The sequence below is a fragment of the Neorhizobium populisoli genome, from assembly GCF_019430945.1.
In the GTDB taxonomy this organism is placed as follows: Bacteria; Pseudomonadota; Alphaproteobacteria; order Rhizobiales; family Rhizobiaceae; genus Neorhizobium; species Neorhizobium populisoli.
The window spans coordinates 224,716-243,265 of the sequence record NZ_JAHYCB010000007.1; the positions used below are offsets into that span (position 1 = coordinate 224,716).

Below are 18,550 nucleotides of genomic sequence, written 5' to 3' on the forward strand. Positions count from 1 at the left end.
CATAGGCATCACCCGAGGTAAAGACCAGCAGCGAGACGAAACGTCGTTTCCGCCAACACCAACCCGACCATGCTGACGAGCAGCCAGTCGATCGGCCGGCGAATACGGCCGCGGACCTGCCAGAGCGGAGCGGCAAGCAGCAGGGCGCAGGCGACATCGCTGGCGACCAACTCGCCCTTCAGGTCATGGATCATCACCAGATAGGAGATCGTCGCCAGCGCCACTGCACTGAAGACGAGCCGCGCAGCGAGCGCCGGCGGCACGCCGAAACGGCTATACAGCGCCTGCCCGTAGCAGAAAAAAGCGGAAAGGAAGAATGCGTTGGAGACAATCGCCTGCGCTTCGAGCGGCAGTTTTTCAAGAATCAATGGCGCAGCGAAACCGAAGGCCGCCGAGATGTATCCGATCCCCCAATAGCGCCCCGAGACCGAGCCCCAGCGCTGCAGGAAGACGAACGTGCATCCAAAAACGAAGAATATGAAAGGAAGCAGGTAGGCGAAATTGTCGTGCGATTCCATGAAACCCCTCGCACGAATGAATTCCCCCCGAAACTCTGTGCTACCCCCGAAATTAACCGGGTGGGATTAAGAAAACTTAACCGGAAAAGGCGTCAGGCGGATCAAGGCCGTATCACTTTGACGCGATTTCAGATGCCGCCCTGCCAGACGCGGACCGCGTCCACCGGCCAGATCAGCATCAGCACGTTGAGGGTCAGGTTATCGCGGATGATATAGCCGGTCAGAAGCTCGAAAAAGATCGCGATCGCCACCGTCACCCAGGCCGGCAGGCGCGAAGCGGCGAAGAAACCAAGCGCCATGAACACCGTGTCCATCGCCGAATTGAGGATGCTGTCGCCGGAATAACCGAGCGCCATCGTTGCGGTCCGATACCGGTCGATGATCAGTGGCGAGTTTTCGAGAAGCTCCCAGGCCGCCTCGATCAACACCGCGAGCGAAAGCCTTGCGGTGAGCGGCGCCCGACGCATAACGAGCCAACCGAGACCGTAGAACAGGAACCCATGAATGATGTGCGAGGGCGTGTACCAGTCGGACAGATGCTGGGAATTGCCGCTGGTGTTCACACCGCCTTCCCAGAGCTTCACATAACCGCATTCGCAGATCGGAATGCGGCCCATGAGATAGAGAATGGCGATCTGCAGAAGGAAAAGAACGATGGCGCCGATCAGCCAGCGCCGCGACGAGGAACCTGGACCGGAAAGCTCGGTTGCGCTCACTTCTCAGCCTCGGCTTCCGGCGCCTGCACGGTGTGGCGCATGATCAGCGGCATCTGGGCGAGCGTGAAGATGATGGTGATCGGCATCGTGCCCCAGACCTTGAAATTGATCCAGACCTCGTCCGAAAAGTTCCGCCAGACGACCTCGTTGATGACCGCGAGGAAGAGGAAAAAGATACCCCAGCGGAAGGTCAGCTTCTTCCAGCCTGCTTCATCGAGCTGGAAGGCGGCATTGAAGACATAACCAAGCAGCGACTTGCCGAAGGCGAGACCGACCAGCAGCGTCACCCCGAACAGCGTGTTGACGATGGTCGGCTTCATCTTGATGAAGGTCTCGTCCTGCAGCCAGATCGACAGCGAACCGAACACCAGAACCACAACACCTGAAACGAAGGGCATGACCGGCAGGTGCTTGAAGACGATTTTCGAGACGATCAGCGAAGCGACCGTCGCCACCATGAACAGCGCGGTCGCGACGAGCAGCGGACCGCCGATCGCCGACAGCGCCGGAAACCTCTCCACCAGCCATTCGCCGCGCAGATTGCCGAAGAAGAAGACCAGCAAAGGTCCGATCTCCAGTGCCAGCTTCAGCATTGGGTGCTGCTTTTCTTCCTTGGTCGGCGTGGTGTCGCTTTCGATCGTCTGCATCTTGTCCAGCTTTTGGGGTTCCAACTTCGAAGCCTTTGTTGTCGAAGCCAAATCGTCATTCTGTGTCATCAATGCGTCAAACCCGCAATGGCACGCGCAAAATCCTGCGCCTCGAAGGGTTCGAGATCGTCGACACCCTCACCGACGCCGATGAAATAGACCGGTAGTTTGTGCTTGGCGGCGATAGCGACAAGGATACCGCCTCGCGCCGTGCCGTCGAGCTTGGTCATGATCAGACCGCTGACGCCCGCGACATTGCGGAAGATTTCCACCTGGTTCATGGCGTTCTGGCCGGTCGTCGCATCAAGCGTCTGCAGCACGGTATGCGGCGCATCCGGATCGAGCTTGCCGAGCACGCGGACAATCTTTTCCAGCTCCGCCATCAGCTCAGTACGGTTCTGCAGCCGGCCGGCGGTATCGATGATCAGCACGTCGCTTTTGTTTGCCTTGGCCTGTTCATAGGCATCATAGGCGAGGCCCGCAGCATCGGCGCCGAGCTTGGTACCGATAAAGCGGGAGCCGGTACGATCGGCCCAAATCTTGAGTTGCTCGATCGCCGCCGCGCGGAACGTATCGCCCGCCGCTAGCATCACCTTGAGGCCGGCGCCGGAAAGTTTTGCCGCCAGCTTGCCGATCGTCGTCGTCTTGCCGGTGCCATTGACGCCGACCACGAGAATGACATGCGGCTTGTGATTGAGATCGAGCGCCAGCGGCTTGGCGACCGGCGCCAGAACCTTGGTGATCTCGGCAGACATGATGCGCGAAACATCCTCGCCGGAGACATCCTTGCCGTAACGCTCGGAGGACAGCGCGCCCGTAATGCGCATCGCAGTCTCGACGCCGAGATCGGCCTGGATCAGCAGGTCTTCCAGCTCCTCCAGCGTCTCTTCATCGAGCTTACGCTTGGTGAACAGAGCCGTGATCTGGCCGGTCAGCTGCGAGGAGGTACGGGCAAGGCCGGCGCGCAGGCGCTGAAACCAGTTGAGCTGCGGCGGCGGAACGATGACGACCGGTTCCGGTTCGGATTTGGCGGTTGAGAAGCCCTTGGGGAGGATCGGCTCGGGGCGAGCTTCGTCAGCGGAGATACCCCCCTCTGTCCTGCCGGACATCTCCCCCACAAGGGGGGAGATCGACTCGTGGCTCGGCTGCAGTTCAGTACCAACCGTCGAAGGCGTTGAAACACCCGCGGCGTCCGATGGGGAGGAAACCGGCGCATCCGTAATCTCCCCCCTTGAGGGGGAGATGTCCGGCAGGACAGAGGGGGGTGTATCCACACCTGAAGCCTCTTCAGCCTCGGCCTCCGCCTGCAACAGAGACAGCGGCACCACTCCGATTTCAGATATCGCTTCGGCACCAGGCAGAAGCGCCGGCTCTTCTGCAACTGCGGCTTCCGCCGCCACATCCGACGCAGGACCACCGGCCGTCTCTATCTCCGTCGGCGCCACCGGATCGGCAGCAACCGGCAAATCTTCTGCGCGAGACTTGGGTTCAAGCTCAGCCTCGACCGCAGAAACCTCTGCCGGCTTTTCCGTTTCCGGCACCGCCTCCTCGGCAGGTTTGCCGAAAGTGAAGACACGTTTGATGAAGCTCAGAGCCATGAGAAAATTCCGTTCCGGTCACGCCGCTCGCGAAGGCGCAAGCGATGCGCCCCCGGACCGATCCATGGACGAGCCGTCTTCGGCCGCGACCCGCATTTCGAGATATTTGCCGTTATGGCCTGTTATCATAACGCGCCGGAGGTCGCTGGGAATAAGGCCTGGTGCCGCAACAAGCGAAAAGTTTTCCGTATGCGCCATGCCGTTATTCTCGACGATGACCATCTGTTCTGTGCCGACCATGCGATCGAGATGGGCGCGATGCAACGCGTCACCTCGGGCACGAAGCCGCGCCGCGCGATCCTTAACGAGACCGCGATCGACCTGCGGCATGCGTGCCGCTGGCGTACCGCGCCGGGGGCTGTAGGGAAACACGTGCAGGAAGGAAACGCCCGCCTCATCCGCAAGCGTTGCGGCATTCTCGAACATGTCTTCCGTTTCCGTCGGGAAACCGGCGATCATATCCGCCCCGAAGGCAATCTCCGGCCGCAACCGCCGCGCCTGCTCGGTAAAGGCTAAGGCCTCGGCGCGGGAATGACGCCGCTTCATCCGCTTCAGGATCATGTCGTCGCCATGCTGCAGGGACAGATGCAGATGCGGCATGAAACGCGGCTCGTCGGCGATCAGGTCCCAGAGATGTTTGTCCGCCTCGATACTGTCGATCGAGGAAAGGCGCAGACGCAGGATTTCCGGCACCTGCCGCAACAGGGTCTTGGCGAGGTAACCCAGCGACGGCTGGCCGGGCAGGTCCGCGCCATAACTGGTGGCGTCCACGCCGGTCAGCACGATCTCGCGATAGCCGCTTTCAGAGAGCTTGCGGGCCTGCTCGACCACCGCCCCCATCGGCACAGACCGCGAATTGCCGCGGCCATAGGGGATGATGCAGAAGGTGCAGCGATGGTCGCAGCCGTTCTGAACCTGAATGAACGCCCGCACATGCCCATCGATATGCTTGATCATCTGCGGCGCGGTCGCCTTGATGCTCATGATGTCGTTGACGCGCAACTTCTCTTCTGCCGCAACACCGAAATCCGGCAGGGCGCGATAGGACTTGGCTGTCAGCTTCTCTTCATTGCCTAAAACAGCATCGACTTCCGCCATATCCGCAAAAGTCTGCTTCTCGGTCTGGGCAGCACAGCCTGTGACGATAATGCGGGCATGCGGGTTTTCGCGCCGTGCCCGGCGGATCGCTTGCCGGGCTTGCCGCACGGCCTCGCCGGTGACGGCACAGGTGTTGACGAGGATCGCGTTGTTGAGCCCGGCCTTCTCGGCCTCGGCCCGCATCACTTCCGATTCATAGGTGTTGAGCCGACAGCCGAAGGTAATGACCTCGACGCCACTCATTTTGCCACCGCTCCATGCCCGCCGATATTGGACTCTTCATCACGCATGAAACTGCCCGTCACCGGATCGACCTTGCCGGACCATTCCCATTCGGCCGGGCCGGTCATCACCACATGATCGTCGTCCCGCCACTCGATGACGAGTGGTTGACGGATCGGGCTGGAGGCGACATCGATCGTCACCGTGCGGCCAGTGCGGCCGGTCCGGGCAGCCGAAACGGCAGCGGAGCAGGCGGCGGAACCGCAGGCAAGAGTCAGGCCGGCGCCACGTTCCCAGGTGCGGGTCCGCAGCGAACTGTCGGAGGTGACCTGCGCCAGCGTGATATTCGCCTTCTCCGGAAAGATCGGGTGGTTTTCCAAAAGTGGCCCGAAGCGCTCCAGATCGAACGCCATCGGATCGCGATCGACCCAGAATATCGCGTGCGGATTGCCCATCGACATCACCGAGGGAGAATGCAGCACAGGCGCATCGATCGGCCCGATCTGCAGCTCGATACGGCTCGTGTCGAAGAAATCTTCGGCCAGCGGGATCTTGTCCCAAGCGAAAACCGGCTTGCCCATATCGACGGAAATCGTCCCGTCCGCATGTTCCTGCGCATTCAGGATGCCGGCAACGGTCTGAAAGGTGAAGGTCTTGCGGCCCGTCTCGGCGGCCAGCGCCTGCACCACGCAACGGGTGCCGTTGCCGCAGGCCTGCGCCTTCGAACCGTCGGAATTCAGGATATCGATCCAGGCATCCGTGCCTTGAGCCTTCGGATCGTGGATGGCCATGATCTGGTCGAACTCGGTAGCCGGATCGGCATTCAGCGCGATCGCGGCTTCCGGCGTCACCTTGTCCGTGCGGCCGCGCATATCGACGACCAGGATCTTGTTTCCAAGCCCGTTCATCCTCGCGAATTCGACCACATCTGCCATGACATCATCCAAGCGGTAAAATTACCGATACTTGGCCGTATATGGCGGAAAGCCGCGGGAATTACCAGTGGTCCGTATATCGACTGCGAGTTTCCTATGGCAGATGTCCGCCCGAAACAAAAATGCCCGGCGTGAAGCCGGGCATTTCGAATTCAGTCAGTGAAAAATTACTTCCACTCGCGGATATCGACGAAGTGCCCGGCAATCGCCGCCGCCGCAGCCATGGCCGGCGAGACGAGGTGCGTACGGCCCTTGTAGCCCTGGCGTCCCTCGAAGTTGCGGTTCGAGGTCGACGCGCAACGCTCGCCCGGCTTCAGGCGGTCGTCGTTCATTGCGAGGCACATGGAGCAGCCCGGCTCGCGCCATTCGAAACCGGCGGCCTTGAAGATGACATCCAGTCCTTCGGCTTCCGCCTGCTCTTTCACGATGCCCGAACCTGGAACGATCATGGCGGAGACGGTCGAAGCCACCGTGCGGCCCTCGACGACCTTGGCTGCAGCGCGAAGGTCTTCGATACGGCCGTTGGTGCAGGAACCGATGAAGACGCGATCGACGGCGATATCGGTGATCTTCGTGCCCGGCTTCAGGCCCATATAGTCCAGCGCACGCCACTTGGAGGTGCGCTTGGTCTCGTCCTGGATGTCATCCGGGTTGGGAACCACGCCTTCGACGGAGATGACGTCTTCCGGCGAGGAGCCCCAGGAGACGATCGGCGGTAGGTTGGCGGCGTCGAGCACGACGACCTTGTCAAAATGCGCGCCTTCGTCGGTCTTCAGCGACTTCCAATAGTCGAGCGCCATCTCCCACGCCCTGCCCTTCGGCGCGCGCGGCTTGTCCTTGATGTATTCGAACGTGGTTTCGTCCGGAGCGATCAGGCCAGCACGGGCGCCACCCTCGATCGTCATGTTGCAGACCGTCATGCGGCCTTCCATGGACAGCGAACGGATCGCCTCGCCTGCAAACTCGATGACGTGGCCGGTGCCGCCGGCAGTGCCGATCTCGCCGATGATGGCAAGGATGATGTCCTTGGCGGTGACGCCGGCCGGCAGCTTGCCGTCGACGCGCACCAGCATGTTCTTCGCCTTCTTCTGCACCAGCGTCTGGGTGGCGAGCACGTGCTCGACTTCCGACGTGCCGATGCCGTGCGCCAGCGCGCCGAACGCACCATGCGTGGAGGTATGGCTATCGCCACAGACGATGGTCATGCCCGGCAGGGTAAAGCCCTGTTCGGGACCGACGATGTGAACAATGCCCTGGCGAACGTCTTTTTCGGAATAATATTCGACGCCGAAATCGGCAGCATTCTGGGCAAGTGCTTCGACCTGAATGCGGCTTTCCTCGTTCTTGATACCCTCGTACCGGTCGAGGGTGGTCGGCACGTTATGGTCGACGACCGCGAGCGTCTTCTCCGGCGCGCGGACCTTGCGGCCGGCCATGCGCAGGCCTTCGAAAGCCTGCGGCGACGTCACTTCGTGAACGAGGTGACGGTCGATGTAGAGAAGACAGGTGTTGTTTTCATCGGTCGAGACGACGTGGTCGGCCCAGATCTTGTCGTAAAGAGTGGTAGGTGCGCTCATGGCTGCTATCCGTTCAGCTGAATGAAAAACATGGGAATTGGGGTTGGCAGCCGATGGCTGCCGGAGAGCTGAAAAGATCAGCTAAGTCGGTCGCAAAGCGCCCCGGAAACCCGCGCGAAAAAGCGTGCCGGCAGACGCTTGTGGTCCTGCAGCACGATAATGTGGTTCGCGAGGCATCCGAATTTCGATCCCATGGCAAACTCAATAGCAGTTTCCGCCAAATGCGGCAATCGGTTTGCCGAATGGTTTGCATCGTCGGACACCTGTCGCACGATTGTCATAAAGTCTTCGCGGAAACGTGCTTCATCTCTTTTCCGAAACGGAGGGATACCCAATGTCCGAACCCATGGAAGACCAGCTCAGCCGCATCAAGGAAGAGATCGCCGACAGCTTCGATGAAGAGCTGGAAATGCAGATGGAAGAAGACCGGCTGGACGAGCTGGTCGCCGAGGGCATGTCCGGCCCGGCCGATCCGACGATCGACCGCAAGCTTTATTTCCGCGAACTCTTCCGTCTGCAGCACGAACTGGTGCGCCTGCAAGACTGGGTTCAGTACAAGAAGCTCAAGGTCGTCATCCTGTTCGAGGGCCGCGATTCCGCCGGCAAGGGCGGCGCCATCAAGCGCGTCACCCAGCGCCTTAATCCGCGTGTCGCCCGTGTCGTGGCGCTGCCGGCGCCGACCGAGCGCGAGCGGAACCAATGGTATTTCCAGCGCTATGTATCTCACCTGCCGACTGCCGGCGAAATGGTGATGTTCGACCGCTCCTGGTACAATCGTGCCGGCGTCGAGCGCGTCATGGGCTTTGCTACATCGGAACAGGTGGAAGAATTCTTCCGCGATACGCCGGAATTCGAGCGCATGCTGGTCCGCTCCGGCATCATCCTTCTGAAATACTGGTTCTCGATCACCGACGAGGAGCAGGAATTCCGCTTCAAGATGCGCATCCACGATCCGCTGAAGCAGTGGAAACTTTCGCCGATGGATCTGCAGAGCCGCGTCCATTGGGAAGACTATACCCGGGCCAAGGAAGACATGCTTCAGCGCACCCATATTCCGGAAGCGCCGTGGTGGGTGGTGCAGGCCGTCGACAAGAAGAAGGCGCGCCTCAACATGATCGCCCACCTTCTGGCGCAGGTGCCTTACGAGTCGGTTCCGAAGGAATCGATCGAACTGCCGGCCCGCGTGCGCCACGAGGACTACGCCCGCCATCCGGTACCGGCAGAACTGTACGTTCCGGAAATCTACTAACCGGCAGGCGGCCTTCGGGCCGCCTTCACTTTTCTATCCGCTTGCGCAGCCGCGACTCGACACCGCGGAGCGCCAGCGACAGGCCAATCGTCAGCAGCAGGTAGATGTACGCGACGATCGAATAGGTCTCGAAGAAGCGGAAAGATCCGGCTGCATAGACCTTTGCCATCTGGGTGATGTCGGCGACGCCGAGCACCGAGACAAGCGACGAATCCTTCACCATCGAGACGAAATCGTTGGAGAGCGGCGGGAAAATCACCCGCATTGCCTGCGGAAAGACGATCAGCCGGAAGCGCTGGAATTTGGTGAAGCCGAGCGTCTTTGCCGCTTCGATCTGACCTATATCGACCGACTGGAAGCCGGCGCGGAAGATTTCCGCGATGAAGGCGGCGTAACCTATCGTCAGGGCAATGATTGCCCGCCACAGCAGGGAAACATCCCGCACCAGAAGCTGACCAAGCAGGCCGCGCTCGATCAGCGGCGCGAGTGCCGCATTATACAGGGTGACGAAGGCCGGGGCACCGACGAAGGCGATATAGAACAGAAGCACCAAGATCGGGATGCCGCGGATCAGTTCGACATAGAAGCGGGCGATCTGCCTGAGAACAACGCTGTTCGACAATCCGGCCAGGGCAACTGCAAGCCCCAGGGCTGTCGCCAGAGCGAAGGCGGCAAGTGTCACACTGACTGTGATACCGATCCCCTTCACCACCACGCCAAAAACCTGGGTGTAGAGATCGTTGAGGGCGACAACGGCCGCAAGCCCTATGCAGAGCGCCCCGAAGGCGAGCAGCCACCACGGAAAATCCTTGGGCTCGGCATTTTGCCGGCGCTGAGGCGCCACGCGCTATTGGCCCATCTTGTAATCGAGGAACCATTTCTTGTTCAGGGCATCCAGCGTGCCGTCATCCTTCAGCGCTGCGATTGCGGCATTGATAGGCAGCACAAGGTCGGAGCCCTTCTTGAAAATGAAACCGAAATCCTCGGCGCCGAGCGGTTCGCCGACGATCTTCAAAGAACCGTTCGAGGCATCGACATACCCCTTGCCGGCAGTCGAGTCCGTCAGCACCAGATCGACGTCGCCCGCCTTCAAGGCCTGGACGCTGGCACCGAAGGTCTCGAAAAGCTTGATACGCGGGTTCTGCTCATTGCCGTCGAGCACTTCATAAACGGCAGTGTAGAACGGGCTCGTGCCGGCTTGCGCGCCGACCAGGCCTTTTTCCAAGGCTGCAAAGCTCTTGGCATCCGTAAAACGCTTTTCGTCGCTGCGAACCAGCATCAGCTGCTGCGAGCGCATGTAGGGCTCGGAGAAATCCACCTTCTGCCTGCGGTCGTCCTTGATGGTGATGCCGGTCATGCCGATGTCGTACTGACCGTCGGACACCGCCTGGATCATCGCGTCCCAGCTGGTGTTCTGGTACTGGACCTTGAAATTCAGCCGCTTGGCGATCTCGTTCATCGCGTCATATTCCCAGCCGATCGGCTGACCGCCTTTCGGATCGACGAATTGCAGCGGCGGATAGGCGTTTTCCGTGACCACGATGATGGTGCGGCCGGCCAGGTTGGGAAGTTCGGCAGCGTCTAGTGAGCCGACAAGGGAAAGCATGGCGAGGCCGGCGAGAACGGTACGGCGGAGAAGCATCGGGATACTCCCTGATATTCGAAATTTCTCCCGACTTTCACGAAATCGCGGAAAATGACAAGCCGGCAAATCGGGCGGCAGTTCACAATTGCTCGGTGGTTCCAGCTTCGTGGAACAAATGCAATCCTGCCGCTTTAACGGGAGCAATTGATTTCAGCACTTTTCGAATGCGCCGTTCTGGCCGGGAGGATGTATCGTGGTTTCCGAACAGCAATTGATTTCCAAAATCACCTGGCGGCTGATGCCGTTTCTCGGTCTGCTTTACCTGATCGCCTATATCGACCGGCAGAATGTCAGCTTCGCGAAGCTGCAGATGGTCGATGCGTTGGGCATGAGCGAATATGCCTACGGGCTTGGCGCCTCACTGTTTTTCATCGGTTATTTCATCTTCGAAGTACCGAGCAACCTTTTTCTCACCCGCTTCGGCGCCAGCCGCTGGTTCGCACGTATCCTGATTTCCTGGGGCATCGTCACCATCGCGCTTGCCTATACGCAGAATCCGACGATGTTCTACATCCTGCGTTTCCTGCTCGGCGTCTGCGAGGCAGGCTTCTTCCCCGGCGTGCTTTATCTTCTGACGCTCTGGTTTCCGGAAGACTATCGCGGCCGCATGGTCGGCTTGTTCATGATCTTCAGCGCACTTGCCAATGCGGTCGGCGCGCCGCTCGGCGGCATGCTGCTCGATCTCGACGGCACTTTGGGGCTAGCCGGCTGGGAATGGGTGTTCCTCGCCACGGGCGTTCCGGCGGTCATCGCCGGCATTGTGACGATCTTCTATCTCGACGATACGCCGGAGAAGGCTAAATTTCTGACCGAAGATGAGAAGCGCTGGCTGCAGGAGCGCCTTGCCCGCGAAAAAGCCGGTATCGACGACCATTCGGACAACGGCTTCAAGGCTCTGGTCAATCCGCGCGTGCTGCTGATGGCGCTTTGCTATGTCGGCTTCCCGCTTGCCGCTTACGGCCTGAGCTATTGGCTGCCGACGATCGTTAAGGGCTTTGGCGTTTCGAATACTGCCAACGGTTTCATCAATATCATTCCGTGGATAATCGTCGCTTTGGCACTGTGGTTCGTGCCGGCTGCTGCCGACAAGGCGCAAAACAAGACGCCTTATATCGTCGGGCCGGCCTTTATCGGCGCGATCGCTCTGACGCTCTCCGTCATCGTTCCGACGCCGGTGCTGCAGTTCGTTTTCCTCTGCATTGCCGCTGCCGGCATCTTTGCGGGCCAGCCGGTCTTCTGGAGCCTGCCGGGACGCTTCCTGAAGGGCGCAGGTGCCGCAGCCGGCATCGCGGCGATCAATTCGGTCGGCAATCTCGGCGGCTTCGTCGCCCAGAACGTCGTGCCGTGGATCAAGGATGCAACGGGCAGCAATCTCCTGCCGATGCTGTTCCTGGCGGTCTGCCTTGCCGCAGCCGGCGTGCTGGTCATCGTCGTCGGAAAGATGCTGGCCTCGCATCAAGGCAATGCGACCGGGTCGGACCCAGATCATCCGCGGAACATGCCGCAACCTCGCTGAAGACGGTCGGAGGGCGTCTGGTCATCAGGAGGCCGCGCCCTCTCCTTCGTCTTCGGGCTCATCTGGAGAATCTGCCCCCGACAAACGTGTTCAAACCCTCGCCACAAGGGCGGGGAGGACGTCGCAAGTCATTGAAACGTTAAACAAACAAAAAAGGCGGCCGATCGGCCGCCTTTTTCGTAAAATCTTCTCGAAGCTTATTCTGCCGAAGCTTCGGCAGCCTTTGCTGCTTCAGCCGCCTCGGCAGCCTTTGCGGCTTCCGCTTCTTCAGCAGCCTTGGCTGCTGCAGCTTCGGCTGCTGCCTTTTCGGCGGCCAGAGCCTGAGCTGCTGCAACCTTTTCAGCCTCGATACGTGCCTTTTCTTCGGCAACGGCCTGACGCTCGGCGTCGTTCAGCTTGCGGGCGCGAACGCCGGTATCTTCAACGATACGAGCCGACTTGCCGCGACGATCGCGCAGGTAGTAGAGCTTGGCGCGACGGACCTTACCGCGGCGAACGACTTCGACGCCTTCGACCATCGGGGAGTAGACCGGGAATACGCGCTCGACGCCTTCACCGTAGGAAATCTTGCGAACCGTGAAGCTCTCGTTGATGCCGCCGCCGGAACGGGCGATGCAAACGCCTTCGTAAGCCTGGACGCGGGTACGGGTACCTTCCGTAACCTTCACGTTGACGCGGACGGTATCGCCCGGGGAAAATTCCGGAAGGGTACGCTTGGCAGCGATCTTCTCGGCCTGCTCTTTTTCGAGCTGCTGAATGATGTTCATCGTCTCAAACCTTTTGGTTCTTCTGAAACAGCCAGAGCGCTCATCTTATCCGTTGGTCACGCCTCGGGATTTGCCTTGCGGGCGGAGCGGGTTCGCCATTCTTTGTTGCTGGTGGACGGGAAGCTTTCCCATTGCCGCGTGCGCAATACACGAAAGACTTGCCCCTGTCATCCCGCTGATTGCGATTTTGTGACGGAAAGGCCGTTATTGCCGCATTTCAGCGAAGCGGCTATGTGCAGTTCAGGGATGAGGAAACATTGATGACAATTACCACGATACTGCTGCTTGCCGCGGCGGGCTTCTTTTCCGGCGCGGTCAACGCAATTGCCGGCGGCGGCACCTTCCTGACCTTCGGGGCAATGACGCTGGCCGGCATTCCGCCAATTTCCGCCAATGCCACGTCCTCCATCGTGCAGTTTCCCGGTTACGTCACCTCGACGCTCGCCTATTGGGACGAGATTTCCAAGCGCTGGCGTAGCGCACTGGTTCTCGCCGTCGTTTCGGTGATCGGCTCGATCGGCGGCTCGCTGTGGCTGTTGTCGCTCGATAACCCGTCCTTCCGGCAGATCGTGCCCTGGCTGCTTGCGGCCGCAACGGCCATCTTCGCGGCCGGACCGTGGTTGACCCCGAAGACCACCATCGAACGCTCCGCCAACTCGCCGGCCTCCGTCATCGGCCAGTTCCTGACGTCGATCTATGGCGGATTCTTCGGGGCAGGCATGGGCATCATGATGCTCGCGGTGCTAGGCGTCACGACGGGCGGTTCCTATCATCATCTGAATGCCCTGAAGAACATGCTGGCGATCCTCATCGCCGCAGTCGCGATCGTCGTCTTCGTCAGCGGCGGCGTGGTGGCCTGGCCGCAGGCGATCGTCATGATCCCGGCCGGCGCGCTCGGCGGTTATGCCGGCGTGTGGATGGCCCGGCGGGTACCGCAAACCGTGCTGCGCTGGTGCGTGGTTGCGGTCGGGGTGGCGCTGACGGTTTATTATTTTGTGACGGGGTGAGGAATGCTCGGCAAAGCTGGTGAAACGATCCGGTGAGCGTTTCGAATGACGAACGCCTGGAGCATCCGCGAGGGGCCGGTGTACCGCGTGACCTCCTCATCCGCCCTTCGGGCACCTTCTCCCCGAGGGGAGAAGGTGAGTTACCCAACGTCGCTGATCCTCCTCTCCCCTCGGGGAGAGGGTGGCCGAGCGATAGCGGAGGCCGGGTGAGAGGGCCGCACCGCATGCCGGCAAAGAAAATTAATCCGCCTTGCCCACCAGCAAATCCGGCCGGCGCGCCGCCGTCAGCTTCTTCGCTTCTTCCAGCCGCCACTTCTCGATCGCGGCATGATTACCCGACGTCAGCACCGCCGGAATCTCGCGCCCCTCGAAAACCTGTGGCCGCGTATATTGCGGATGCTCCAGCAGCCCGTTCTCGAAACTCTCGTGCGTGCCGGAAAGCGCATTGCCCATGACGCCAGGCAGGATGCGAATGACGGCATCGAGCAGCGTCAGCGCCGCCGGTTCACCGCCAGAGAGCACGTAGTCGCCGACCGAGACCTCTTCGAGATTGCGCGCATCGATAACCCGCTGATCGACGCCTTCAAAGCGGCCGCAGACGATCACTACACCGTCACCGGCGGCGAGTTCACGCACCTTTTCCTGCGTCAGCGGTTTGCCGCGCGGGCTCATGAGAAGGCGGGGTCGCGTATCGTTTTCGGAAGCCTGGTCGATCGCCCTGGCGAGAATATCCGGTTTCAGAACCATGCCCGCACCACCGCCGGCCGGAGTGTCGTCCACGGTGCGATGTTTGTCCTCGGCGAAATCGCGGATCTGTACCGCATCCAGCGACCACTGGCCGCGTTCCAGCGCCTTGCCGGCCAGCGAGAAACCGAGATGACCGGGAAACATTTCCGGGTAGAGCGTCAGGATCGTGGCGCGAAACGACATGCGCTCACTTGTCCTTGTCCGGGCTCTTGCCGGATTTCTTGCGCGGGAAATTTGCGCCGGGAGCTTCGTCTTCCGGGTTCTCGGTAAGACCCGCTGCCTGCGGATCGATCAGTATCTTGCCGCCTTCGAGGTCGATTTCCAGAACGGCGGCTTCCGAGAAAGGAATGAGCGCCGGGCGGCGGCCCGGGCCTTTCAGCTCCAGGAGATCTCCGGCACCAAAGTCGTAGACGGCACTGACGGTGCCATAACTCTTGCCGTCCTGATCGACCGCTTCCAGGCCTTCCAGATCGGCGTAATAAAATTCGTCCTCTTCCAGCTCCTCATCCGGCAGGTTTTCCCGTTCGATGAAGAGTTCCAGTCCAGCGAGGGTCTCCGCCGCGTTGCGATCATTGATGCCGCGGAAACGGACGACCACGACATTCTTCGCTTCGCGGACTTCGAGAATTTCGAAAACCCGGCCATCCTCGGTATGCAGGTTGCCGTAGTCTCCGAGCGCCGTCGGATCGGCGGTGTAGGAACGCACGCGGACCTCGCCACGCAAACCTTGAGCGGCACCGATGGTCGCCATCAGGACGGGGTTTTCGAGCTTGGTCATAAGAGATGGTTCCGGTTGTGTCGCGCCTCGTTCAAGCGCACTGGCCCATTTAAACGCACGGGCAGGAAATGCAAACAGCAAAACGGGCAGCGCGATGCCGCACTGCCCGTCGCCATGATCGGTGATTGCGAAAGCTTACGCTTCGGCAGCAGCAGCGGCTGCGTCGGCAGCCTTCTGCTCACGTTCCTTGATACGCTCCTGGGCCTTCTTGCCCGGCAGAGCCTTGGTCGGGTTGTTCTTGGTCTCGCGGGTTGCAACACCGGCTTCAGACAGGAAGCGCAGGACGCGGTCGGTCGGCTGGGCGCCCTTGGCGATCCATTCCTGGATACGCTCGACGTTCAGTTCAACGCGCTTTGCGTCGTCCTTGGCAAGCATCGGGTTCCAGGAACCAAGCTTTTCGAGGAAGCGGCCGTCACGCGGCGAACGGGCGTCTGCAACGACGACGGTGTAGTAAGGACGCTTCTTGGAACCGCCACGGGCGAGACGAATCTTCAGGGACATTGAATTTACTCCTTAGTTTCTTTTCTGGGCCACCGTCCGGTGGGCCGAGGTTTCTTGAGGCCGCCGTCAGACGGGCTCCAGTTGGTTTTCAGACCGCCTTCCGGCGATCCGGGTTCAGGCTATTTTCGTGCCGACATGTTCGGCGGCGATGGCTTCATGATGCCGGATGACTTCCTTGATGACGAAGTTCAGGAACTTCTCGGCGAAATCCGGGTCCAGATGCGCTTCCTTCGCCAAGCGGCGAAGGCGCTCGATCTGAAATTCCTCGCGCGCCGGGTCTGCCGGCGGCAAATCGTACTGGGCTTTCAGGAAGCCCACTTCCTTGGTGCAGCGGAAACGCTCCGCCAGCATGTGAACGAGCGCTGCGTCGATATTGTCGATCGACTGGCGGTAGCTCGCAAGCTTTGCCTTGATTTCGGGATCAACCACGAACTTCTCCCCTTACTTCTTCTTGCCGGGCAGGCCCGGGAAGCCGCCGAGGCCCGGCAACTTGGCGCCGCCCAGACCCGGAAGGCCGCCCATGCCGCCACCCAGGCCAGGCATCGAACCCGGCTTGATGCCGGCCGCTTCCGCCTGCTTCTGCAAAGCTTCGAGCTGCTTGGGGTCGAGCTTGGAGAGATCGGGCATGCCACCCATTCCACCCATTCCGCCGCCCATGCCGCCAAGACCCATCTTGGACGCAAGGCCGCCCATCATCTGCTTCATCATGCCGCCCTTGCCCTTGCCGCCCATCATTTTCATCATGTCGGCCATCTGGCGGTGCATTTTCAGAAGCTTGTTGATGTCGGAGGCATCGGTGCCGGAACCGGCGGCGATGCGCTTCTTGCGGGAATGCTTCAGCATGTCCGGGTTGGCGCGCTCGGCCTTGGTCATCGAGCCGATGATGGCGATCTGGCGATCGAACACCTTGTCGCTCATGCCGGCTGCGGAAAGCTTGTCCTTCATGCCGGCCATGCCGGGCATCATGCCCATGATGCCGCCCATGCCGCCGAGCGATTTCATCTGGCGCAGCTGGTCGGCGAGGTCGTTCAGGTCGAACTTGCCCGACTGCATCTTCTTGGCCATCGCCGCGGCCTTTTCCGCGTCGATGTTTTCGGCAGCCTTCTCGACGAGCGAGACGATGTCACCCATGCCGAGAATACGGTCGGCGATACGGCGGGGATGGAATTCCTCCATCTCCGTCATCTTTTCGCCGACGCCGATCAGCTTGATCGGCTTGCCGGTGACGGCGCGCATCGAAAGGGCTGCACCGCCACGGCCGTCGCCGTCCATGCGGGTCAGAACGAGGCCGGTAATGCCGACGCGTTCGTCGAAATTGCGGGCAAGATTGACGGCGTCCTGACCGGTCAGCGAGTCGGCGACAAGCAGGATTTCGTGCGGATTGGACTTCCGCTTGATTTCCGCCATTTCCTGCATCAGCGGTTCGTCGATATGGGTGCGGCCGGCGGTGTCGAGGATGACGACGTCATGGCCACCGAGTTTTGCGGCCTGTACGGCGCGGGCGGCGATATCGGTCGGCGACTGGCCTGCAATGATCGGCAGCGTATCAACGCCGGTCTGGACGCCCAACTGACGAAGCTGTTCCTGGGCTGCAGGGCGACGCGTATCGAGCGATGCCATCAGCACCTTCTTGCGCTCGCGATCGGTCAGGCGCTTGGCGATCTTGCCGGTCGTGGTCGTCTTACCGGAACCCTGCAGGCCGACCATCATGATGACGACGGGGGCAACGGCGTGAAGATCGATGCCGACGCCTTCGGTGCCGAGCATTTCGACCAGTTCGTCATGAACGATCTTGACGACCATCTGTCCGGGCTTGATCGACTTCAGGACTTCGGCGCCGACGGCCTTTTCACGCACCCGGTCGATAAAGGAACGGACGACTTCCAGCGCAACGTCCGCTTCCAAAAGCGCACGGCGAACCTCGCGCAGAGCGGCGGATACATCCGCCTCGCTCAATGCGCCACGGCCGGTCAGTCCATTGAGAATGGAGCCAAGACGGTCCTGGAGGCTTTCGAACATCGTTTCTTCCTTCTTGACGTTTTGGGGAGTGCCCAGAACGTCGGGTCTTTTGCCGGCAAAAACAAGACGCCCAAATCCGGGCAAAGCCAAAAAGCACCCGAGGGCGCAACGCGCTGTCGGGTGTTGACCTCCGGGCTCAGTATATCGGCCCCGGTCGGCGGCTCCAAGTCGTGACTTGTCAGCAGATTGGCGGTCTTAAACAGGAAACGGGCGGGAAAGTCAAGGCGCGGCGGCATGACTGCGGGATCTGGAGGCCCGCCATCCAGTGCGAGCGGGCCGCACCAAGCTTTATTGGGATCACTTCTTGGCGTAGCGGGCGGCGTATTCTTTCTCGTATCTGGAAATGGTGTCATTCCACTTGATGATTGCCGCACTGTCGCCGGACATGCTCTGCTCGCGCAACTTGCCGATCCAATAGGTTCCGTCCTGGCTGAATTCGAAGGTTGTCAGCCCATGTTCCTCCAGAATCTTTTGCGGATCGACGCCGGCCTTGCTTGCGGCCTGCATATGACCGGTAAGGCGCGCATAATCGTCGAAGGTCACCAGTTTGCGCTTCATCTCCACGGCATTTGATGCGAAACGGCCGGCATTCAGATTGCTGAAGGCCTGACCGTAATAGGTGATCAACTTGAAGTCCTTATCGTCCTTCAGTGCCTTGCCGAAAGCCTGGTTGATCTCCTCGAATTGCACCTTGTCGATCGAAAGCGTCCGCAGCACTTCGTCTTCACCGGCCTTGTTGGAGAGCCGGGCGGCGGCCGATGCCCATTCCTCGAAGGTTACGCCATGCACCGGCGCGGGTACGGCCTGAGAAAATGCCATCCCCGCAGAAAGGAAGAACGAGCCGGCAATCATCAATCTCGTGAGAAAATTCATTGTCCACCTATCATTTGTCGCCCCCGGACAGAGCGTGTTTCAAAAAGCCAGAGGCTAATTAGGCGGGTTGTGCCCTTCAGCAAGGAGCCATGATCGCAGCGCTGGATATGGACGTTACGGATACGCATATAAGCTTG

Annotated in this window: 19 protein-coding genes; 3 read left to right on the forward strand and 16 right to left on the reverse strand. The window is 60.5% G+C overall.

Annotated elements, in window-relative coordinates:
- Positions 1–8: 8 nt before the first annotated feature.
- From KX729_RS34420 to leuC, 7 genes are all read right to left on the reverse strand, one after another.
- A complete protein-coding gene (locus KX729_RS34420; protein ID WP_312991555.1) occupies positions 9–518 on the reverse strand; it encodes a hypothetical protein in 510 nt (169 codons plus the stop codon).
- Between the two features lie 128 nt (positions 519–646).
- Positions 647–1,234 (reverse strand): DUF2585 domain-containing protein, encoded by a 588-nt coding sequence (locus tag KX729_RS21190; RefSeq protein WP_219744480.1) that lies wholly within the window; start codon positions 1,232–1,234, stop codon positions 647–649.
- Positions 1,231–1,881 carry a septation protein A gene (locus tag KX729_RS21195; protein WP_219744673.1) on the reverse strand — a complete coding sequence of 217 codons (651 nt, stop codon included), beginning with the start codon at positions 1,879–1,881 and terminating at the stop codon, positions 1,231–1,233. Before KX729_RS21195 ends, KX729_RS21190 begins: the two co-directional genes overlap by 4 nt.
- Positions 1,882–1,949: 68 nt before the next feature.
- Positions 1,950–3,479 carry a signal recognition particle-docking protein FtsY gene (gene ftsY / locus KX729_RS21200; RefSeq protein WP_219744481.1) on the reverse strand — a complete coding sequence of 510 codons (1,530 nt, stop codon included), beginning with the start codon at positions 3,477–3,479 and terminating at the stop codon, positions 1,950–1,952.
- A gap of 18 nt (positions 3,480–3,497) precedes the next feature.
- On the reverse strand, positions 3,498–4,820 hold the full coding sequence (gene mtaB / locus KX729_RS21205; RefSeq protein WP_219744482.1) for a tRNA (N(6)-L-threonylcarbamoyladenosine(37)-C(2))-methylthiotransferase MtaB: 1,323 nt from the start codon (positions 4,818–4,820) through the stop codon (positions 3,498–3,500).
- Positions 4,817–5,734, reverse strand: coding sequence for a diaminopimelate epimerase (gene dapF / locus KX729_RS21210; protein WP_219744483.1), 918 nt, complete (start codon positions 5,732–5,734; stop codon positions 4,817–4,819). Before dapF ends, mtaB begins: the two co-directional genes overlap by 4 nt.
- Before the next feature lie 167 nt (positions 5,735–5,901).
- Positions 5,902–7,311 carry a 3-isopropylmalate dehydratase large subunit gene (leuC, locus tag KX729_RS21215; RefSeq protein ID WP_219744484.1) on the reverse strand — a complete coding sequence of 470 codons (1,410 nt, stop codon included), beginning with the start codon at positions 7,309–7,311 and terminating at the stop codon, positions 5,902–5,904.
- A 334-nt stretch (positions 7,312–7,645) separates the two neighbouring features.
- On the opposite strand from leuC, the gene ppk2 reads away from it, so the two are divergent.
- On the forward strand, positions 7,646–8,560 hold the full coding sequence (gene ppk2 / locus KX729_RS21220) for a polyphosphate kinase 2 (protein WP_219744485.1): 915 nt from the start codon (positions 7,646–7,648) through the stop codon (positions 8,558–8,560).
- A 25-nt stretch (positions 8,561–8,585) separates the two neighbouring features.
- On the opposite strand, the gene KX729_RS21225 is transcribed toward ppk2, so the two are convergent.
- Positions 8,586–9,404, reverse strand: a complete 819-nt coding sequence (locus KX729_RS21225) for an amino acid ABC transporter permease (RefSeq protein WP_219744486.1) — start codon at positions 9,402–9,404, stop codon at positions 8,586–8,588.
- A gap of 3 nt (positions 9,405–9,407) precedes the next feature.
- Complete coding sequence (locus KX729_RS21230; RefSeq protein ID WP_219744487.1) at positions 9,408–10,202, reverse strand: basic amino acid ABC transporter substrate-binding protein; 795 nt, start codon at positions 10,200–10,202, stop codon at positions 9,408–9,410.
- Between the two features lie 196 nt (positions 10,203–10,398).
- Between KX729_RS21230 and KX729_RS21235 the strand changes: the two genes are divergently transcribed.
- Entirely contained in the window at positions 10,399–11,721 is a 1,323-nt protein-coding gene (locus tag KX729_RS21235) for an MFS transporter (protein WP_219744488.1), read from the forward strand.
- Positions 11,722–11,918: 197 nt separating this feature from the next.
- On the opposite strand, the gene rplS is transcribed toward KX729_RS21235, so the two are convergent.
- Positions 11,919–12,488 carry a 50S ribosomal protein L19 gene (gene rplS, locus KX729_RS21240; protein WP_219744489.1) on the reverse strand — a complete coding sequence of 190 codons (570 nt, stop codon included), beginning with the start codon at positions 12,486–12,488 and terminating at the stop codon, positions 11,919–11,921.
- Between the two features lie 260 nt (positions 12,489–12,748).
- Here rplS and KX729_RS21245 point away from each other — a divergent pair, with 260 nt between their 5' ends.
- The gene (locus KX729_RS21245; protein ID WP_219744490.1) at positions 12,749–13,495 is read left to right on the forward strand and encodes a sulfite exporter TauE/SafE family protein; all 747 of its coding nucleotides are present in this window, start codon (positions 12,749–12,751) and stop codon (positions 13,493–13,495) included.
- Positions 13,496–13,735: 240 nt separating this feature from the next.
- Here KX729_RS21245 and trmD read toward each other — a convergent pair whose 3' ends face one another.
- The 6 genes from trmD to KX729_RS21275 form a co-directional block, all read right to left on the reverse strand.
- Positions 13,736–14,425: a tRNA (guanosine(37)-N1)-methyltransferase TrmD gene (trmD, locus tag KX729_RS21250; RefSeq protein WP_219744491.1), complete on the reverse strand. Its 690-nt coding sequence runs from the start codon at positions 14,423–14,425 to the stop codon at positions 13,736–13,738.
- Positions 14,426–14,429: 4 nt separating this feature from the next.
- Positions 14,430–15,020 (reverse strand): ribosome maturation factor RimM, encoded by a 591-nt coding sequence (gene rimM, locus KX729_RS21255; protein WP_219744492.1) that lies wholly within the window; start codon positions 15,018–15,020, stop codon positions 14,430–14,432.
- Between the two features lie 135 nt (positions 15,021–15,155).
- Positions 15,156–15,521 (reverse strand): 30S ribosomal protein S16, encoded by a 366-nt coding sequence (gene rpsP, locus KX729_RS21260; protein WP_219744493.1) that lies wholly within the window; start codon positions 15,519–15,521, stop codon positions 15,156–15,158.
- A gap of 114 nt (positions 15,522–15,635) precedes the next feature.
- Positions 15,636–15,950 carry a chorismate mutase gene (locus tag KX729_RS21265; protein WP_219744494.1) on the reverse strand — a complete coding sequence of 105 codons (315 nt, stop codon included), beginning with the start codon at positions 15,948–15,950 and terminating at the stop codon, positions 15,636–15,638.
- 12 nt (positions 15,951–15,962) lie between these two features.
- Positions 15,963–17,540: a signal recognition particle protein gene (ffh, locus tag KX729_RS21270; RefSeq protein ID WP_219744495.1), complete on the reverse strand. Its 1,578-nt coding sequence runs from the start codon at positions 17,538–17,540 to the stop codon at positions 15,963–15,965.
- A gap of 297 nt (positions 17,541–17,837) precedes the next feature.
- Positions 17,838–18,413 (reverse strand): DUF6620 family protein, encoded by a 576-nt coding sequence (locus KX729_RS21275; protein ID WP_219744496.1) that lies wholly within the window; start codon positions 18,411–18,413, stop codon positions 17,838–17,840.
- Between the last annotated feature and the right edge of the window lie 137 nt (positions 18,414–18,550).

Excerpts from the sequence above, each read along its gene's own strand:
- rplS (WP_219744489.1), bottom strand. The coding sequence starts at position 12,488 with ATGAACATCATTCAGCAGCTCGAAAAAGAGCAGGCCGAGAAGATCGCT.
- rpsP (WP_219744493.1), bottom strand. The coding sequence starts at position 15,521 with ATGTCCCTGAAGATTCGTCTCGCCCGTGGCGGTTCCAAGAAGCGTCCT.
- KX729_RS21245 (WP_219744490.1), top strand. The coding sequence starts at position 12,749 with ATGACAATTACCACGATACTGCTGCTTGCCGCGGCGGGCTTCTTTTCC.
- rimM (WP_219744492.1), bottom strand. The coding sequence starts at position 15,020 with ATGACCAAGCTCGAAAACCCCGTCCTGATGGCGACCATCGGTGCCGCT.
- ppk2 (WP_219744485.1), top strand. The coding sequence starts at position 7,646 with ATGTCCGAACCCATGGAAGACCAGCTCAGCCGCATCAAGGAAGAGATC.
- KX729_RS34420 (WP_312991555.1), bottom strand. The coding sequence starts at position 518 with ATGGAATCGCACGACAATTTCGCCTACCTGCTTCCTTTCATATTCTTC.
- trmD (WP_219744491.1), bottom strand. The coding sequence starts at position 14,425 with ATGTCGTTTCGCGCCACGATCCTGACGCTCTACCCGGAAATGTTTCCC.
- KX729_RS21275 (WP_219744496.1), bottom strand. The coding sequence starts at position 18,413 with ATGAATTTTCTCACGAGATTGATGATTGCCGGCTCGTTCTTCCTTTCT.
- mtaB (WP_219744482.1), bottom strand. The coding sequence starts at position 4,820 with ATGAGTGGCGTCGAGGTCATTACCTTCGGCTGTCGGCTCAACACCTAT.
- ffh (WP_219744495.1), bottom strand. The coding sequence starts at position 17,540 with ATGTTCGAAAGCCTCCAGGACCGTCTTGGCTCCATTCTCAATGGACTG.
- KX729_RS21230 (WP_219744487.1), bottom strand. The coding sequence starts at position 10,202 with ATGCTTCTCCGCCGTACCGTTCTCGCCGGCCTCGCCATGCTTTCCCTT.
- KX729_RS21195 (WP_219744673.1), bottom strand. The coding sequence starts at position 1,881 with ATGCAGACGATCGAAAGCGACACCACGCCGACCAAGGAAGAAAAGCAG.
- ftsY (WP_219744481.1), bottom strand. The coding sequence starts at position 3,479 with ATGGCTCTGAGCTTCATCAAACGTGTCTTCACTTTCGGCAAACCTGCC.
- leuC (WP_219744484.1), bottom strand. The coding sequence starts at position 7,311 with ATGAGCGCACCTACCACTCTTTACGACAAGATCTGGGCCGACCACGTC.
- dapF (WP_219744483.1), bottom strand. The coding sequence starts at position 5,734 with ATGGCAGATGTGGTCGAATTCGCGAGGATGAACGGGCTTGGAAACAAG.